General features: G+C 34.8%; 17 protein-coding genes and 3 pseudogenes. 5 read left to right on the top strand and 15 right to left on the bottom strand.

Annotated elements, in window-relative coordinates; genetic code table 11:
• Positions 1-60 precede the first annotated feature (60 nt).
• Positions 61-417: a hypothetical protein gene (locus NKR74_RS12375; protein WP_253629738.1), complete on the top strand. Its 357-nt coding sequence runs from the start codon at positions 61-63 to the stop codon at positions 415-417.
• Positions 418-462: 45 nt separating this feature from the next.
• Here NKR74_RS12375 and NKR74_RS12380 read toward each other — a convergent pair whose 3' ends face one another.
• A complete protein-coding gene (locus NKR74_RS12380; RefSeq protein WP_253629739.1) occupies positions 463-1,116 on the bottom strand; it encodes a hypothetical protein in 654 nt (217 codons plus the stop codon).
• Between the two features lie 249 nt (positions 1,117-1,365).
• Here NKR74_RS12380 and NKR74_RS12385 point away from each other — a divergent pair, with 249 nt between their 5' ends.
• Positions 1,366-2,073: an IS6 family transposase gene (locus NKR74_RS12385; RefSeq protein ID WP_253629740.1), complete on the top strand. Its 708-nt coding sequence runs from the start codon at positions 1,366-1,368 to the stop codon at positions 2,071-2,073.
• A gap of 96 nt (positions 2,074-2,169) precedes the next feature.
• On the opposite strand, the gene NKR74_RS12390 is transcribed toward NKR74_RS12385, so the two are convergent.
• Together NKR74_RS12390 and NKR74_RS12395 are read right to left on the bottom strand one after the other, a co-directional pair.
• Positions 2,170-3,198, bottom strand: coding sequence for a DUF4030 domain-containing protein (locus NKR74_RS12390; protein ID WP_253629741.1), 1,029 nt, complete (start codon positions 3,196-3,198; stop codon positions 2,170-2,172).
• On the bottom strand, positions 3,188-3,715 hold the full coding sequence (locus tag NKR74_RS12395; RefSeq protein ID WP_309247635.1) for an RNA polymerase sigma factor: 528 nt from the start codon (positions 3,713-3,715) through the stop codon (positions 3,188-3,190). Before NKR74_RS12395 ends, NKR74_RS12390 begins: the two co-directional genes overlap by 11 nt.
• A 375-nt stretch (positions 3,716-4,090) precedes the next feature.
• Here NKR74_RS12395 and NKR74_RS12400 point away from each other — a divergent pair, with 375 nt between their 5' ends.
• Together NKR74_RS12400 and NKR74_RS12405 are read left to right on the top strand one after the other, a co-directional pair.
• Positions 4,091-4,264, top strand: a complete 174-nt coding sequence (locus tag NKR74_RS12400) for a hypothetical protein (RefSeq protein WP_230575583.1) — start codon at positions 4,091-4,093, stop codon at positions 4,262-4,264.
• Between the two features lie 159 nt (positions 4,265-4,423).
• Entirely contained in the window at positions 4,424-5,332 is a 909-nt protein-coding gene (locus NKR74_RS12405; protein WP_253629743.1) for an acyl-ACP desaturase, read from the top strand.
• 71 nt (positions 5,333-5,403) lie between these two features.
• Here NKR74_RS12405 and NKR74_RS12410 read toward each other — a convergent pair whose 3' ends face one another.
• Both NKR74_RS12410 and NKR74_RS12415 read right to left on the bottom strand, forming a co-directional pair.
• Positions 5,404-6,090, bottom strand: coding sequence for an IS6 family transposase (locus NKR74_RS12410; RefSeq protein WP_253629744.1), 687 nt, complete (start codon positions 6,088-6,090; stop codon positions 5,404-5,406).
• A 313-nt stretch (positions 6,091-6,403) separates the two neighbouring features.
• Positions 6,404-7,942: an alpha/beta hydrolase gene (locus NKR74_RS12415; RefSeq protein WP_253629745.1), complete on the bottom strand. Its 1,539-nt coding sequence runs from the start codon at positions 7,940-7,942 to the stop codon at positions 6,404-6,406.
• A gap of 324 nt (positions 7,943-8,266) precedes the next feature.
• Between NKR74_RS12415 and NKR74_RS12420 the strand changes: the two genes are divergently transcribed.
• Positions 8,267-8,946, top strand: a protein-coding gene (locus NKR74_RS12420) for an IS6 family transposase (protein WP_375337665.1) whose coding sequence is annotated in 2 segments (ribosomal slippage) — positions 8,267-8,285 and positions 8,285-8,946 — 681 coding nt in all. Because the reading frame shifts where the segments join, the coding sequence is not laid out codon by codon here.
• 67 nt (positions 8,947-9,013) lie between these two features.
• Here the strand turns inward: NKR74_RS12420 and NKR74_RS12425 are convergent.
• The 10 genes and pseudogenes from NKR74_RS12425 to NKR74_RS12470 form a co-directional block, all read right to left on the bottom strand.
• Positions 9,014-9,481, bottom strand: a pseudogene (locus NKR74_RS12425) (Rpn family recombination-promoting nuclease/putative transposase); the annotation flags it as partial.
• A 130-nt stretch (positions 9,482-9,611) separates the two neighbouring features.
• Positions 9,612-10,256 (bottom strand): annotated as a pseudogene (locus NKR74_RS12430) (Rpn family recombination-promoting nuclease/putative transposase); the annotation flags it as partial.
• A 103-nt stretch (positions 10,257-10,359) separates the two neighbouring features.
• Complete coding sequence (ltrA, locus tag NKR74_RS12435) at positions 10,360-12,156, bottom strand: group II intron reverse transcriptase/maturase (RefSeq protein ID WP_253629746.1); 1,797 nt, start codon at positions 12,154-12,156, stop codon at positions 10,360-10,362.
• 591 nt (positions 12,157-12,747) lie between these two features.
• Positions 12,748-12,999: pseudogene (locus NKR74_RS12440) on the bottom strand (Rpn family recombination-promoting nuclease/putative transposase); the annotation flags it as partial.
• Between the two features lie 501 nt (positions 13,000-13,500).
• A complete protein-coding gene (locus NKR74_RS12445) occupies positions 13,501-13,749 on the bottom strand; it encodes a DUF2164 domain-containing protein (RefSeq protein WP_001996008.1) in 249 nt (82 codons plus the stop codon).
• A 73-nt stretch (positions 13,750-13,822) separates the two neighbouring features.
• The gene (locus NKR74_RS12450) at positions 13,823-14,428 is read right to left on the bottom strand and encodes a pentapeptide repeat-containing protein (RefSeq protein WP_253629747.1); all 606 of its coding nucleotides are present in this window, start codon (positions 14,426-14,428) and stop codon (positions 13,823-13,825) included.
• A gap of 11 nt (positions 14,429-14,439) precedes the next feature.
• The gene (locus NKR74_RS12455) at positions 14,440-15,864 is read right to left on the bottom strand and encodes a DHA2 family efflux MFS transporter permease subunit (RefSeq protein WP_253629748.1); all 1,425 of its coding nucleotides are present in this window, start codon (positions 15,862-15,864) and stop codon (positions 14,440-14,442) included.
• A gap of 2 nt (positions 15,865-15,866) precedes the next feature.
• Positions 15,867-16,304 (bottom strand): MarR family transcriptional regulator, encoded by a 438-nt coding sequence (locus NKR74_RS12460; protein ID WP_253629749.1) that lies wholly within the window; start codon positions 16,302-16,304, stop codon positions 15,867-15,869.
• A gap of 857 nt (positions 16,305-17,161) precedes the next feature.
• On the bottom strand, positions 17,162-17,347 hold the full coding sequence (locus NKR74_RS12465) for a hypothetical protein (RefSeq protein WP_253629750.1): 186 nt from the start codon (positions 17,345-17,347) through the stop codon (positions 17,162-17,164).
• Positions 17,348-17,394: 47 nt separating this feature from the next.
• Entirely contained in the window at positions 17,395-18,099 is a 705-nt protein-coding gene (locus tag NKR74_RS12470; RefSeq protein WP_253629751.1) for an IS6 family transposase, read from the bottom strand.
• Positions 18,100-18,182: the final 83 nt, after the last annotated feature.

An 18,182-nucleotide genomic window follows, 5' to 3' on the forward strand; every position in this document is an offset into this window, starting at 1 on the left:
GCTTGATAGGCATGAGGGGGAGAATCCCCTATTACAATAAAATATAATAGGAGGTAAGACATGTTTAAAAAGATTGCATTCTCAATAGCTTCAGTTGCAGTGGCTGGTTCTGTTTTATTTGCAAATCAAACGGTAACCCATGCTGATGGTTTGTATCCAGTTCAAAAGACTGGTGGTGCAGGTTTAGACCTTCGTAAGACTCCAACAATAAATGGTACACGAACTGAAACAGATATTCCAGATGGACACAATCTCTATTTATACTGCTATGTTAATGGTGAATACTACAATGGAAGTAAAATTTGGGATTGGGTAGATGATGATTTTTGGCGCGGCGATTTTGACACTGGTTATGCTCCTGATTATTTTATTAAGACTGGTACATCTGGTCCAGTTGTTGAATATTGTTCATTTTAATCATAAGATAATGAAAACAGCCTAAACTTCAGGCTGTTTTCTTGTTTACATTTTAATTTCTACAGTTTTTGGAGAGCTGATTTCATTTTGTGTCATTTGGTCTCGCACCACATCTGTAGTCACCTTTACATTCTTTAGATCCTTTGGAGCTTGGGATAGGAAACAGATTAGCGTAAATTTAATTTTTTCTCTTGCTTTTAAACTCCGATCTTTAGGATCCGCGTTCATTTTATACACATCTACTTGTTCCCCGCTACTTAAAAGTAGTGTTTTTATGGGCCCTTTTCCTAAATCAAGTGGTTGATCGGAAGTGTTTTCTAAGGTAGTTGTTAGTTGAATCACGTTCATTTCCTCTGTATTCAATCCTCGTTCTTTCAGGTTATACTTGCCGATTTCACTTACTTCTGTACTCCGTGCGATTTTAATTCGTTCCACTTGGATATAGAGTGGGGCTACTTCAATCGTCGTATTAGGTTCACTTAATTGGTTTAAGGTAAATATTCCGAGCGGATGTTCTGCTTTGACACCTACTTGTGTTAATGGTTCCTTATAATCCTTAACTTTTACATTGTGCTTAGACTTTATAGCATTTTTCTCGCTATCAGATTTTATTTCTGTCTCTGATTTTGTTTGACTGGAACAAGCAGATATAAATATACACACCCATACAACCATTAGAAAAGAAAATATTTTTTTCATTTATAAGCTCCTTTACTACAGAATATTGTTAATACATTTAACTCTACTGTATAGTTCTTGAATAATTGTAAATTAATAGTTTATAGTTTTAAATATGTCCATTAGAAATATATGTACTTTTATGTTGAGAAAATTTATAAATCAACGTGTGAAAAACGGTTCTGGTGCAAAAACTTTGGAAAAATTTCAATGAATCTATAAATCTTGGACATACTGATACTATTACTCTAGAAAGGGTGTGTGATTGGTATGGAAAAGGAAAATGTATTCAAATGGAAGCATTATCAGCCGGATATTATTTTGTTAACGGTAAGATGGTACCTACGGTACAACCTCAGTTTTCGTGATTTGGTGGAAATGATGGAGGAACGGGGCTTATCCATTTCTCATACAACGATTATGCACTGGGTTCATCAATATGGACCTCAATTAGAAGAGAAAGTACGACATCATCTTAAATCAACAAATGATTCATGGAGAGTCGATGAAACCTATATGAAAGTAAAAGGTCAATGGATGTACTTATATCGTGCGGTTGATTCAGAGGGCAATACAACTGATTTTTATCTAAGTAAATCAAGAGATAAACAAGCAGCCAAGCGCTTTTTCAAGAAAGCCTTGGCTTTTTCGTATGTTTCTAAACCTCGCGTGATAACAGTAGATAAGAACCCTGCCTATCCTGTAGCGATTCAAGAGTTGAAGGGAGAGAAACATATGCCTGAAGGTATACAAATAAGACAAGTTAGATATCTCAATAATATAGTGGAACAAGATCATCGTTTTATTAAGAAACGTGTGCGTTCTATGTTGGGATTCAAGTCTTTTGGCACAGCTACATCCATTCTTGCAAGAGTGGAAGCTATGCATATGATTAAAAAAGAACAGATTGATTTACGGGATCAGTCTGTTCAAAACCAGAAAGAATTCATCCATCGATTGTTTGGGCTTACAGCATAAAATAGAATTCCGCTAGAAATATATGAGTTATATTCTCTTTTATTTTATCTTTGCACCAGAACCGATACTGTTCTATTGAATCATCCCTTCATTGTATTAGTTGATTTTCTTTCCATCTTTACTTTTTATCAAAATATCATATGGTTCTCCCTTGATTTTTTCATTAACCACATCAGAATTTATTAAATCATTAACCATATTTTCAATTTCCTTGGCTGAATTTTTCGCTTCAGGATTGGAAGAATTCAAACTGGAAGTAATAATTAATGTAAATGGCTCTTTAGAATCTGAATAACCTATCCCCTCCACTTTATATTTGCTATTGCCAATCAACCCCTCTGCCAATACCGGAATGATTTGCGCCCATTCTTGTGATTTAGCTTGTTTTTTTAAATCCATCTTACGGAATTTTACAGTATAGTCTTGCATCCCATATCCCTTTGCAACATCTAAAATTATTTTTTCTAATTCATCTGTTCGCTCTTCATTACTTGGTATATCAACATGAATAACTTTTTCATTTGGGCTCATTCCAACCATTAGGACCTCTATACCATGCTCTTCCACTTTTTTATAAATATCCTTATTCAAATAAGTTTGTTTTGGACCAACATCAGCAACATTGTGGTCAACATTTCTATTGCTATAAATTTTGATTTCGAATCTATCATAGTCCCTAGTATACAAAGTATCCTTGACTATTTTTTCAACTTTCCCCTCCACTTGATTGATGTATTCTTCCGATTCATTCAAAGAGATAGAAATAGTTGGTTTTGGACTATAACTAACTCCTATTTGACCAACATTATATCCTTCATCTTTTAACTTTTCTGAAACAACCATACCAATATTTTTGGATTCAAAAATCCTTCCCAGGTAAGGGATATTAGAGGCTACATTGGCCATTACAGGAGATACAAATGCAGAGTCAATGAACAAGCTGAATAAGATTATAACTGCCGAGACAGCGTATAGTATTCTTTTCTGAGGGATACTTATCCATGAAATTGAACTATGGTTTTGATTTAATTCCTTTTCTGCTCGTTCAATTCCAATCCGTACTTTTTTATCCAGCTCAGAAGGAATTTCAATTTTTTCGAATAATGTTTTACTGTTATTCTCCATACATATCTTCCCTCCTGACATGACTACGCAGCTTATTTAAAGCTCTATAATGGATTGACTTTACTTTGCTGCAAGGTAAGTCAATAATTTCTGAAATTTGCTGGAAGGTGTACTCCTGATAATACTTTAAAAAAATAATGGCTCTTTCGTTTGTATTCAATAGATCTAACAGTTCTTCGAGCAATAATGATAGTGAAGTGTCAGTGTTTTCTGAAAACAAAGAATTTAAATCCTCATTTTTTATTGTAAAAATTTTTTGTTTTTTCCTTAATGAATCAATGGCACAATTTATTGTTATCTTAATCAACCATGTTTTTACATATTCCGTTTCTATTACCGTATCAAACTTAAGAAATGCCCGATAGGCAGCCTCTTGTACAACATCCATTGCATCCTCAGAATTTTTCATATAGGTATATGCCATCCTATATAAATCATGTTGGTAGGTCTTAAATAATTTAGAAAATTCCTCTTTATTCTTCTTTTTCTTTTTGTATATTTTAAAGATTGTAATCACCTACTTTTTGTTCTTTAACTATTAGACGGTTAAGACCCTGAATTTGGTCGAGATTTTTGAAAATTATTTTAATAACGAATAGTTTAAAGTATGTACAATGAATATTAAAGTCTCTATCTTTTCATTTTATCAACTATTAGCACTTATTTACGAAATTAGTTTTCCTGTTGCGTTAACCTATCAGTAGTATAGCAACGATTATAATCACGATTACAAACAACCGCAATCTCTCTTTCTACAAAGTAATCTAATACCTCACAATATGTCTTTTTAATTGCCTGTTTTCTAAAATATTGTGGTTTTAGGCATAATTTTAAAAATCACCTATAGACTTGTGCTAAAATTAGTAAAAACTTACATTTAAGAGGTGGCTATATGGTTGTTAATGTTCTAATCATAATTGTATTAGTTTTGGCTATTTTCGCTTCAATTGCAGCTTGGCTAAACACTCAAACCATAATAAGAGATTTAACAGAAATAAAAGCGAAATTAGGAATTAAGGAAGAGAAAAAACCTTCCTTTCTTGATAAAGACCTTGATAATGACTAATTAAGACCCCAATTTGAGGTCTTTTCGGTTCTGGTGCAAAATTTGTTATGTTTGACTAAAAAAAAGGAAAATAATATTTATTTGAAGAAAATTTTAAAAGATAAAAACGAATGTAAATATAGAATGACTATCTATGATAAGAAAAGGAGGCACTTACATATGCTAACAAATGATTTAAATTTCCGATTAGAACCACGCTTAAAAGAAATGTATGAACAACATAAAATAAGAGCACAGAAGATAGATTGGGGTTATCATGAGTTTTTACCATGGGATAAGGGGATGGACTTTAAAAGAGTTCCTTGGGATGAAAGTCAAGTTACTCTTCCTTCTGGTGTAATTACGGCCATTGAAACAGCTTTATTAACAGAAGTGAATTTACCATGGTTTACAACGTATTTATCTGCAACTTTTAAAGGGTCCCTTTCTGTTATTACGGACTTTATTCATACTTGGACTTCAGAAGAGGATCAACATTCGAATTTGTTGGAGACATATTTACTACTTACTCGAAGCGTGAACCCTAAACGATTACATGAATTAAGAAAGTCAGTCGTTGAAGGTGGATTTGAGCCTGATTTTCACACGCCAATCGAGGCCATGACGTATACGACGCTACAAGAACTTGCAACGATGGTGTTTTACAATAATGTAGCTAAGGTTGCAAGTAAGCATGATCCAGATCTTGCTACATTATTACGCCGTCTTGCAAAAGATGAAACTCTTCATTATGCGTTTTATCGAGACGTCATTCGAACACATTTGGAATTGGAACCTAATTATTGCTATCATATAGCCAATGTGATTATGAATTTTAAAATGCCAGGTGCCGTCATGCCTGATTTTGAAAATAGAATGGCTGTAATTGCAAAAGAAGCTAACTATGGGCCGCTGCAATATTTTGATCAAGTACTTGATGTAATAGTTAATTATTGGGGGTTAAAAGACTTACGACCAATTGCACCTCTAGCTGAAAAAGCAAGAATTGAGATTTTGGAGTACCAAACAAGATTGAAAAAAATACGGGATCGATTTGGTCGTTTTCAAGGGAAAACTGATCTACGTTAATTAGAGGTTTCAAAAGGTTTTGTTGCAAAGTTTTTTAACAGATAGAAAGTTAGGGTGAGTACAGCTGAATCTTATGCAATTGTGAGTAATTGCTGTAATTCATTGTACGTTGAAAAAACGAAGTTTGGCTGCAAACTTTGTTTTCGTTTATATATAGCATGAATCGTTTCGATTCCTTTCAAGGTGCGCGAAGCATGGCGAAGACTTTGAAATCCTGCAGATTTGGCAAAGCGGCGTTTTACATGTCTATGGTCCTGTTCTATGAGATTATTCAAATGCTTGATTGTACAATGAGTTGTATGTTTATAAAAGCCTTGTTCCTTTAATTTTTTGAATGCACAAAGTAATGCCGGTGCTTTGTCTGTTGTTAGAACCGTTGGTTCTCCAAACGTTTTCACTAACCTTTTCATAAAGGCATATGCAGCCTGATGATCCCGTTTTTTACGAAGTTGAATATCCAATGTGTATCCTTCTTTATCAATTGCACGATACAGGTAACGCCATTCTCCTTTGACTTTTATATAGGTCTCATCCAATTTCCAAGATAGTTGTACTCTTTTATTTTTCTTCTTCCAAATTTGATAGATCAGGTGGCCATATTCATGAACCCAGCGCATAATCGTTGTTGGATGAACTGAAACACCACGTTCTTTCAAAATTTCAGAGACATCACGATAGTTTAAAGAAAAACGACAATAGTAGCCAACGGCTACCAGAATAATATCTTGTTTAAATTGCTTTCCTTTAAAATATCCCACTTATGATTCTCCTCACTCTGTTTTGCAAAAGTTTAGCTTAGTTTTAAAAACTTTGCAACAGAACCGATAATCTTACCTCAGAAGACTCTGGTTATTAACTGAAATTATGTAAGCAAAAACAGCCAAAACAATGTTTAGCTGTTTTTGCTTTCTTTTTTAATTTCCATAACTATTGACGAATAGAACATTAAACTTCCCAGTTACTGTACTTAGAAAAAATATATGCGTTGATTCTTATTTAGAACTTCTGCGGAAATTGCTTAATGAATCTCCCACTTCAAACAGTCCGTAAGGATGTTAAGTGGCGAGTAGTTCAATTCGATCTTCCTTGCACCCAAGTAGCAATATCATTAATAACATACTCAGGGATATTGGCAGGACTATAATATTCATCCGGTTTACTTAATTCCCCATCTCCTTCTGTAAAGAAGTGATTTAACTTTGGATATAGTCGATAATCAACGTTATCTCGCTCTTTTAATTGTTCTTTCCAAAGAGGGATTTCGATTTTTGATTGAACTTGATAGTCTCTTTCCCCTTGAATAATAAGAAGCGGTGTCTTTTGTTCTTTTGACATTTCTGCTGCTTTAATTTTACGGACAGAATCCCAAAATACTGGTGATCCTAAATAAAAATCTTTTGGAGGATTCTGACTAGAGAAATTAGGATCATTTAATAATTCAAATTGCGATTTGTAAAATGTATATTCTTCAGGTTTCATTCCTCCAATAGAAAAAAGATATTCAAATTGATCCAAAACAACATCTTGGATCGTACGGGCTGGTCCTCCCATCACAATTGCCCCAGCAATATTTTCACCTTGATCTTTTTCAATCATTTTCGGAACCATCATTCCACCTTGACTATGACCAAGAATATAAATTTGATTCTTGTCTATCATAGGTTCATTTTGAAGAAACCGAGCCGCAAGAAGTGCATCATCCGTTGTCTCTTTATCAACTGTATAAAAAGGACTAAATTGTGTTTTCAATCCATGTTCATACGTTCGTTTATTATAGCGAAGAACAGCAATACCTTTCGAGGCAAGACCTTCAGCTAAATCGCGAAATGGTTTTAAAGCAAACGCTGTTTCATCCTGATCGCTAGCTCCAGATCCTTGAACAAGAATAACTGCTGGGAAAAGCCCCTTTCCCTTTGGAACAGACAATGTTCCTGGTAATGGAAACGCCCCACTTCCGACTACTACTTCTTTTTCAACAAATGATTCAGGCTTACTATATGATGGACGCTCTGCAACAGGACTAAACGACATGCTAAGTTGAAAATCATCTATTTTTCCAGATGGATCTAATTTAATTAATAAAGGTACAGTAAAGTGTTCAAAAACTAATCCAATCTCTACATTTGTATGAACGGAATTGGTCTCTTTTTGTCTTACCTCTCCAATTCCCATAAAAGAACCTGCTTGTAATTGCACCGGGAGTCCCTTCCAATAACTCTCCAGCCATTTTTCAGATATTATCTTCTGTAAAGATCGAGAAGTTAAATCAAATGCAGATTTATAATTTTCATTATGCATATAACGGATAAATTTAAGAGTAGTAGATATAACAGGATTTTCATCATCAACATTGTCTATTTCTTTTATATTTGTGTTTGTGTTTGTTTCCTTTAATGTCGAAATAAATTGGTGGTTGAACGGATTATTATATGTATCGGGATATAAACTTTTTTTCAATATATCCGTATTCCGCTCCTCATATAGACTTGAAGAACTTGCGGAATTTTTAGGTGAGATTACTTCCTCCGCATATGAAACAGAAGGAATACTTATCACACAAATTGTACTGACAAGTAATAACTTATTCCCTATTCGTTTTTTCGTGCTCATATTTATTGATTCTCCTTTCAAAATTAAAGTTTATTAATACAAAATGCTCCAAGTTTGTAAGTGAGATGAAAATTATCAAAGAGATTAATAATCTTCTTTACGATCCCCCCTAACAAGTTAAAAAACAATCATAAACAACTTCAATAAAAACTACCTTCTCCCTCTTTTTTTATGGCTGGATTTTTTTATTCTTAAAGATCATTTACGAAAATCCAATGCGGAGGTTACCTCTCATATCATCTACCATCGAATGAAAGAGGGTTCTGTTGCAAAGTTTTCTAAACTAAGCTACACTTTCGAAAAAGAAAACAAGGAGAATCACAGATGGGATATTTTAAAGGAAACAGTTCAAGAAGGATATTATTTTAATAGCCGTTGGCTACTATTGTCGTTTTTCTTTAAGTTATCGCGATGTGTCTGAAATTCTCAAAGAACGTGGTATTTCTATTCATCCAACAACTATCATGCGCTGGGTTCATGAATATGGAAATCTTATCTATCACATTTGGAAAAAGAAAAACACATTGTTATCTTGGCGTTTGGATGAAACCTATATCAAGGTGAAAGGGAAATGGTGTTATTTATATCGAGCAATTGATAAAGAGGGACAAACACTTGATATTCAACTTCGTCAAAAACGGGACACACAAGCAGCATATGCTTTTATGAAAAGACTTGTTCGAACTTTTGGAGAACCAACGGTTCTGACGATAGATAAGGCCCCTTCTTTAGCTTCCGCATTCAAAAAATTAAAGGAAATAGGTCTTTACAAAAATACCTTTCATCGTACAATCAAGTACCTCAATAATATCATTGAGCAAGATCACCGACATGTGAAACGTCGATTCTCCCGTTCTTTAGGATTTCAAAGTCTTCGCCATGCCTCACGTACTATTAAAGGTATAGAAACTGTTCATGCTATATACAAACAAAAACGAAGTCCTCAATCAAACTTCGTTTTTTCGACGTATAACGCATTACATGAATTATTAATAGTTTCATAAAACTGGTCCACAATATTCCCCATCTCTTTATATCTTCGGAAACTTTGCAACAGAACCATTCCATGCATTATAATAATATCTTTCGGACTTCTTCTGTACTTAGACCTGTGAATTTCGCAATGTCTTCTAACGGCATACCATTCTTATGTATACCACGAATTAATTGGAATTTACCTTCTTCTAAACCTTCTTCACGAGCATGTGCTAATTTGGCTTGTTCATCTAGAAGTAACTTCTCACGAGCTTCATAAGCTGTTCGGAAAGAAGAGTCATGGCTCATATTTTCCCATTTACTTATTGCCTTTTGTAAAATTGGATCTTGATTCATAGCAATCTCCTCCAATGTTTGAGTTAAATGTTCGTCTTCATGTGCTGGTAATAATAACATCCAACGAACAAATGTATTTTCCCACGGGTTTACTTTTTCTTCACGCCATTGTTTTACCAATTTCGGTATCTCTACAAAATGAATTTCAATGTCATTACTTAAAATTTCTTGTGTGTTCGTATTTCATAACTGTTCGATTGTATGAAAGGGTTGTTGCACCAGAACTAAAGAACCGCTTCTGAATAGATACAGGAGCGGTTCTTTAGATGTAGTTACTGAATACATGGATTTTTTCTATGAATTCTGCAACAGTAAAAAGCTTTTATAATTCCATGCATTATAATAATATCTTTCGGACTTCTTCTGTACTTAGACCTGTGAATTTCGCAATGTCTTCTAACGGCATACCATTCTTATGCATACCACGAATTAATTGGAATTTACCTTTTTCCAGACCTTTTTCTAAACCTTCTTCTAAACCTTCTTCACGAGCATGTGCTAATTTGGCTTGTTCATCTAGAAGTAACTTCTCACGAGCTTCATAAGCTGTTCGGAAAGAAGAGTCATGGCTCATATTTTCCCATTTATTCATTGCCTTTTGTAAAATTGGATCTTGATTCATAGCAATTTCCTCCAATGTTTGAGTTAAATGTTCGTCTTCATGTGCTGGTAATAATAACATCTAACGAACAAACGCATTTTCCCAAGGATTCACTTTTTCTTCACGCCATTGTCTCACAAGTTTTGGAATCTCTACGAAATGAATTTCAATGTCATTACTTAAGATTTGTTGTGTGTTCGTATTCCATAACTGTCCGATTGTATGAAAGGATTCATCATTAGAAAATAGTATGAAATCTAATAAATTAATGGTGATTGTTTTGCGAAGTGAACGATATGGCATTCCTTCTTGCATTTGGGACGTATAGAGTTTACTCCAATAATATAAAGAACGTTTGATCATATCATGAGTATTTCGAAGGTCGGGTAAGTCGGAGTCCTCACGGACTCTTTCTCCCCTCAGAACCGGACTTGTCCGTTTCCAAACATCCGGCTCAAGCCTTCTTTTTATCCAAAACAGCTAGTCACTCTTCATCAATCACGTGCCATTCTATTAACTGAATTCTCTCTTGAGGAGTTAATGAGATATGTTTGTTCAATTTCTTGTAAATATACGCTCTCTCTCGAAAGATAGGATGTTTTTGATGGTATTGGATGTGACATGGTATATGTAGAAGCTGGAGATTACTATATTCATTTGTTCCCCCATAAGCCTTAGGAACTTTATGATGTACTTCTAATGCTTCTCCGTTTTGTAGAGCCTCTTCACAGATTGGACAGATATATTTCTGTTTCTTTGCGATTTTAATTCGAGTTAGCGTATTATTGTTATCAAAATCTTTTTTATCTCGTTTAGCAAAATAATGAGAGAGTTCAGGATTATCAGGGCTGTTCTTATATTTTATTCCAATATGTCTTACAACGGGAGTCCAAATCATTTTATAAATTTGATACTGTGTCTTTGGGCAAGTAAGAACCCATTTATCATGACCTCTGTGTTTAGGCTTTCGAAAATATTGTTTTACAATCCATTTCCAACTTTTCTTTGGATGCAGACGTTTTACATGCCGTACAACATTTCCCCATATAAAGTAGTCCATGGATGAGAAAATCTTTTTCGATACTACATGTCTCCAGTAATATGCATATCCCCGGATTACTGAATTTAGATTTGTTAGTAGTGTGTAAACCGGTTTTCCTTTTAACTTTTGAAAAGTTGTTTTTATTTTCTTCTTGGCTTTTTGAATGCTTGTTTTTGAAGGTTTTATTAACAATTTATTCTTGTCTTTCACATATTGCTTAATATGGAAACCTAGAAAATCAAAGCCCTCGGTGACGTGAGTAACACGAGTTTTATCTGTTGCTAATGTAATTCCACGTTTCTCAAGATATTGTGTTAACTCTTGATACAAGGATTCGGCTTCCTCTTTTGTTTGACAAGCGATGATAAAATCATCCGCATAACGAACCATTGCTTTTGTGCATTTGACATGAATATTATAGGCAGTACCTTGTCTTTTTGTATTACTTTTGCTGTATCTAATACCGAGTTCATTCTCCATACCATGTAAGGCGATATTGGCCAAGAGAGGTGAAATCAAACCTCCTTGAGGAGAACCCGCTGTTGTAGGATGAAACACTTGATTATCTACATACCCGGATTCCAACCATTTTCTAACAATCTCTTTTGCTGGGAAGTTTTGAATTTTCTCTAAGATATGGTCATGCTTTAGATTATCGAAACATCCTGCAAAATCCCCTTCAAATACCCAAACTTTTTTACTTTTGGAGTTTAATTTATTAAAGATATTCGCTATGGCATCATGTGCACTACGCTTTGGGCGGAATCCGTACGAAACGGGTTCAAATTCTTCCTCCCACTCTGGTTCTAGAGCATTTTTTGCGATATTCTGCCAAATTCTATCTTTAACTGTTGGAATGCCCAACGGGCGTAATTTCCCATTTTTCTTCGGGATATGTATGCGCTTTACTGCTCTTGGATTATGTAATTGGATATTTTGACAACTCATTTGATGAAACAATTTCACCCTAGACCTAGGTGTCAATATACGCTCTCCATCGATACCCGCTGTGCGTTTCCCACGGTTTATTTGTGTAACTCTTTTAATTGATAACAATAGATTCGCTTTACTTCGAAGCATAAGGCGTTGTAATTTTCTCACTCTTCTACTTTGATTTTGCTGTTTGGCACGAAAAATTCGTTGTCGTAACTTCCTTACATACCTTTCAATTTCTCTCCAATGGATTGTAAACCAATCTGTAAGTGAAGGAATAGCCGACGCCTTGTGAGCTGTATCCATAACTAGATTCCTTCCTTTCGGCAGAAGTTTCTTTCCGCTTTTTTTCGTGTTGAAGACCTGTTGGAAGTCTGCACCCTTTCGGGTTACATCATTAGGTTATGCCCTGGATGCTATTCGCACAGTTATGAGTTCCTGTTGTCTTTCGACTTTGCGACCTTCGCTTTTTCCAACATCCCATACCCTCTATAACGTCATTCTGCCTTACGGCATCCTTACTGTACAACGTACAGATTATATAGGGCTTACCAAGTTCCACTTCACATAGATACGATGAGGGAAGGTATCTTCTCTACTCCGGCGGACATGTAGGTTGTCTCTCAGTGACATTCAAAGTCCACTTTTCTAATCCGCATTTTCAATGTATCAACGTCTTTCATTGGATTTATCGTAACGAAGCTTACAAAGATTCACTGTCGTTTACCTTTCTCATCTTTTCCTAGCACGGATTGAATGTACGTTCATCGCTTCCTTATGCATTCCTTCATGCAACCAACCCTGCCATTACTAGCAACGCTGTTTCGGGTGGAAATATTCTCGACAACTAGAATAGCGTATCCCTATGGATACGCACTATTATGAAGCGACTTCTTGTCGCACCTGAATTTCTATATTCACTTGCGTTCCGTTCTCTAGTGTTGCTAATAGGTCTAAAATCGATAACTTATCATCTTCATAAGATTTATGGAGATGTGGATCTTCTAGTTGTAGCGATGTAATAGGTACATCTAAAGATTCCTCTAGAATAGCATTTAAGAAACCGGTTAAAATTTCCTCATTCCCTTTCGTCCCAAATAACTGTTTAAAAGCAAAATCAATGCGTAAATTTACTAATTTAGTGGACATGGATTTCCTCTCCCTGTCTATATCATCTCTTATTCTCATTGTACATAAAAAAAGGTGAAACATGCAAACATGCTCTGGTTCTGGTGCAAAGTTTCTTAACAGATAAAAAATTGGGCTGATTACAGATGGATTTTATACGGTTCTGGTGCAAAAACTTAAGGACAATTGCAATGAATCTATAAATCTTGGACATACTGTTACTATTACTTTAGAAAGGGTGCGTGATTGGTATGGAAAAGGAAAATGTATTCAAATGGAAGCATTATCGGTTCTGGTGCAAAAAACTAATCATGGGTGTTTTTGCCCATTCCCCGAAAAGGGGGAATAAGACAAAATATACCAATTAGATACTAAATGGGGTTCCGCCAACTAAATGTCATAAAACCCACGTTAATACATTTTTTGGAAGTTGAATAACTGATTTTCCTACGTTAAGGATTTGTGAGATGAAAAAAGCTACCTTTTCAGTTTTGCAAAAAAGGTAGCTCGGGTGTATCACTTCTAATTTATTGGAACTTGTAGCACGTAAAGTTCTTCTTCAACAACATCCATCTGAAGACGCAATGTTTTACATGCATCTTCTACAGCTTGATTATATACATGTGGTCCAATTTCTTTCATCATAAACTCCAATATATATTCAGCTTCAGTTGAACTTAAGTCTAGTTCGAATTTTTTATAAAAGAAATCCTCAAGACGTGCCTTTACCATCTCTTGATTCTCACGGGGTAATTTTTTTAATTTAGGCATTTAAATTCACTCCTATAAGTTAAGTCAATTGCTTAGTAACAGACATAATTTTTTATTATAATATATAATTTATTTAATTAATTTTCGCACCATAAGATTGTGCAACAGCTATCGCTTGGGCTGTATCCAGTCTTACATTTTTTAAATCAAAGGTTCTAAAATCTACTCTATTAACTGTTGCTCCTCGTAAATCAGCTCCTGAAAGCTTCACTTTTCCTAATTGCGCACCGGTCAAATCGACATCACGTAAATCCGCTTTTTCTAGGTTGCATTCATACAAGTCAGCCTCAACTAAACGAATGCCCCTTAATTTTTGTTTACCTAAATTCGCGAAGCGAAAGTTTGTATAAGACCAATCGCCACCCTCGATTGTTATTCCGTCTAAATTTGCTTCCTCAAAATCGGAACCAGTCATTTTGCATTCCTCAAATTTTGAAACAAACAAATTCGCTCCAGAAAATTTGCAGTTGGCAAATGTTGATCCTTTATGGAGAGAAGCATTAAAGAACGAACCAGTAAAATCACATTCGATAAAGTTACAATTTTGCGTTAAAATCTCTGATGCATCTACACCTCTGAAACGACATTTAATGAAAGTACAGTTTCTTAACTCTTCTTCTCTTATATTGACTCCTCTAAAATCCATTTCTACATACTCATTGTTTATATATTGAGTCATGTGCTAGCCTCCTATATTGTTACAATTATTTTTTTAGCTTTAAGATAAAAAGAAAAAGGTAATCCGAGCATAGCGATAACAGTAGCTATTATAAATACATCATGAATACTAAGTGTAAAGGCTTGTTGTTGAATGGATATAGCACTCCCACGTAGCTTTTCTGCATGTACAATCATACGTGCAGCTAATATAGAAGTGAATATACCGATCGCAAGGGAACCAAAACTTTGCCTTGTCCAATTATTAATAGAAGATGCATGTCCAGATAAGTTTAAAGGAATTTCTTCCATTCCGGTGTTGCTAGCGGGCATGGTTGAAAATGCGACTCCAATATTACGTATTGTCATCCAGAAAATTATATAGCCAGTAGAGCTATCGACTTGCAAGAAACTTAGTCCAAAAGTACCAATGGTAAGTAAAATAATACCTGTCACAATAAGAGAAAATGCACCTATACGATGATACAACTTTCCGGCAACAATCATTGCTATTACCATCGCTATAGAAGGTGGAAATAAAATTAGTCCTGCGTCTAAAGCAGACGCATGTTGAACATTTTGTAGGAATAATGGCATTAAATAGGTGCCAGAATATAAACTAATCGTAAGAATACTGCTTATGATAATGCTAATTGTGAAACGAGTATTTTGAAACACTCGAATATTGAGTAATGGGGAGGAATGTTTTAGTTCCCACCAAATAAATAAGCCCAGTATAATAATGCCGACAACTAATAAAGAGATGATTTCCCATGAAGTCCAGCCCCATTGATGCCCCTGACTGAATGCAACAATTAACATAAAGCTACTAAGAATGACAGTAATGAAACCAATAAAATCAAATGATTTAGGCGTTTGTAATCGGTAATATGGAATAAGTAACATCGTTAAGATCATTGCAATAATTCCAATAGGAACGTTTATTAAAAAGATCCACTTCCACCCTAATGTTTGAATAAGCCAGCCACTTAATGTTGGGCCCAACGCTGGTGCTAATGTTGCTGAAATACTCCAAATACTCATGGCAAGTGCTTGTTTTTCCTTCGCAATCACTTGAAATATAATTGCCATTGTGGCTGGCATAATTAAACCACAGAACGCACCTTGTAGAATACGAAATCCAATAAGAGATGATATGCTCCATGAGAATGCGCAAAGCGCTGAAAATAATGTGAAGCCTAAAAGTGAAAAAAAGTACAAATATTTATAACTATATCGGTCTCCTAGAGAACCCGTAATTGGAGCAATAATACCGGTTGCTAGTATGAAACCTGTTATTGTCCATTGAACAGAGTCAAGGTCAGTTTGAAAATGTCTCATTATTTCAGGAATCGCAACGTTAATTGTGCTCATATTTAAAATCGATAAAAATGAACCTAAAAAAATGGCAATTATAATCGGGATAAATGAACCCGCGGTACTTTGTTGTTTGTTCATGTTTATTTTCCACCTAATGCTTTTTGGAATATGAAATTCAACTGCTTTACTTCTTCTGGAGATAAGTCTTCCCAAAGTGTTTTGATGATGTTTTTCCCCGTCTGATCCATCACATTTAAGAAATGTAGTCCCTTTTGAGTGATTTGGAATAATACGAGGCGTCGATCTGATTCTGAGTGAATACGTTCTATATATCCTCCGTCCACTAGTTTTTTTGATAAATTTGTAACAGCGGGCAATGTAATTTTAAAGAATTGAGCTAACTCAGAACTACTCTTGCTGCCTTCATTTCTAAGAATCTCTAGAATTAAGTATTGGGAATATGAAATCCTAGCTTCTTTGGCTTCTGATGGCATAGTATAAGCCATTGTAAATTTTCGAAGCACCAATAAAGATGATTCCTCGAGTTTTTTAAAATTTAAATCTTCATCATGGTTCATTATTCAATCACTCCTGACAAAAACTTCAAACCTCTTAATGTTTTTTAACGTTAATAGTTAAGAGGTTTTAACTATTTTTGATAATAGTATGCTTTTTCCGGAATGTCAAATCTAATAGGTCTGGGGGTTTTGCTGAAATACGTACAAAAACAAACCATAGGAATATATTTTTCATCAGCCTGTGGTAACATAAATCTTCGTTTATTTAAGTCAATAAAAATTTATTGCTTTTTTTCGTCCTGTGATTTAAAAATTTTTAACCTCCTATAAGCTTGATATACAGCCAAATGTATAAAAGGAAATGCAAGATAAATATTATTTGTAACAAAAACGACCGTTTATGGTACTTGTTTGTTTTTTTAACAAAAGCGTTAAAAACTCATCCATATTAAGTACCAAATCCCATATCTAAAAACAAAGTTCCTTATTTTAATCCAACTAGGTTTTTGGTACTATTTTAATAGATATATTTGGGGTACAGCCGAGATACGTGAAAAACTAGGTCATTATCACACATTATTTACCAATTGACGATTTTCGAGGATATGTGTAACATAAAACGTCCGTTTTTGTTACACCATAATCTAATGATGGGTGTTTTTGGACATATGGAAGATGAATTAAATTATAAAGTTTGTGAAGCATTTGAATCCCTTCAACTTGTCATAAAGGATTGTATGGAAGATTATAATTATAATCGTTACCAGTGGACACTATAAAAGAGGGCTCCGGTAGAATACCGAAACCATCTCTTAAGTGCTTGATTTTTTATGGTCTTTTTATTAAACTTTCTATCTTATAGGGTACAGTTCATAATTCATTAGCCGTTTCTTTATTTACTCGTATATTGCTTTTGTCTATTTTTGAACAGATGCTAATTCACTATCAATGAAAGCAAAAATGTGTTCAATATTTTCTTTTGTTTCAAACATCACCGAACCATGAATAGCATTAGGGAAGATTTCAACCTTTGCATGATCTTTTCCTAGTAAGCTATTGACTTTCAAAGCAAAATCAATTGATTGTGGTTCTGGTGCAAACATTTTTTGAAGATATAAAGAAGTAAAGAGATTCCTAACGGAATCCGCTTTTATGCTGGAATACCGAATAGTTGATGAATGAGGTTCACTTGATTTTGGACAGACTTCTCTTGAGAGGTTTGTCCTTTTTTCATCATATGCATGGCTTCAATCCCAGCAAGAATCCATTTGGCAGTCCGAAAGGACTTTAAACTTAACATAGTACGTATGCGTTTCTTGATAAAGCGGTGATCCTGTTCCACAATGTTATTTAAATACCGAATTTTCCTCAACTTCACACCTATCGGCATGCTTTTTTCTTCATGTAATACTTTGATAGCAACAGGGTATGCTGGGTTCTTATCGACTGTAATCACTCGAGGTGTTACGGAATGACAGGAAGCCAAGGCTTTCTTCAAGAAGCGCTTGGCTGATTTAGCATTTCTATTCTTGCTCAGATAAAAATCGATGGTGTTTCCTTCAGAATCCACGGCACGATACAGGTACATCCATTTCCCTTTGACTTTTACATATGTCTCATCGACTCTCCAAGAATCATTGGTTTTCTTTAAATAGCGTCGAACTCGTTTGTCTAACTCAGGGCTATATTGATGTACCCATCGCATGATGGTAGTGTGAGCAATGGACAGACCTCGCTCCTCCATCATTTCCACTAAATCACGAAAACTTAGATTGTACCGTAGGTACCATCTTACTGTTAGCAAAATCATATCAGGCTGATAGTGCTTCCATTTGAACGAATTTTGCTTATTCACACTGAACACCATCCCTTTTCTAGATTGATAGTATCAGTATGTCCAAGTTTGATAGATTTTTTGCACCAGAACCGAAAATACTA

The sequence above is a fragment of the Bacillus sp. 3103sda1 genome (assembly GCF_024159135.1).
GTDB classification, from domain to species: domain Bacteria; phylum Bacillota; class Bacilli; order Bacillales; family Bacillaceae_G; genus Bacillus_A; species Bacillus_A rhizoplanae.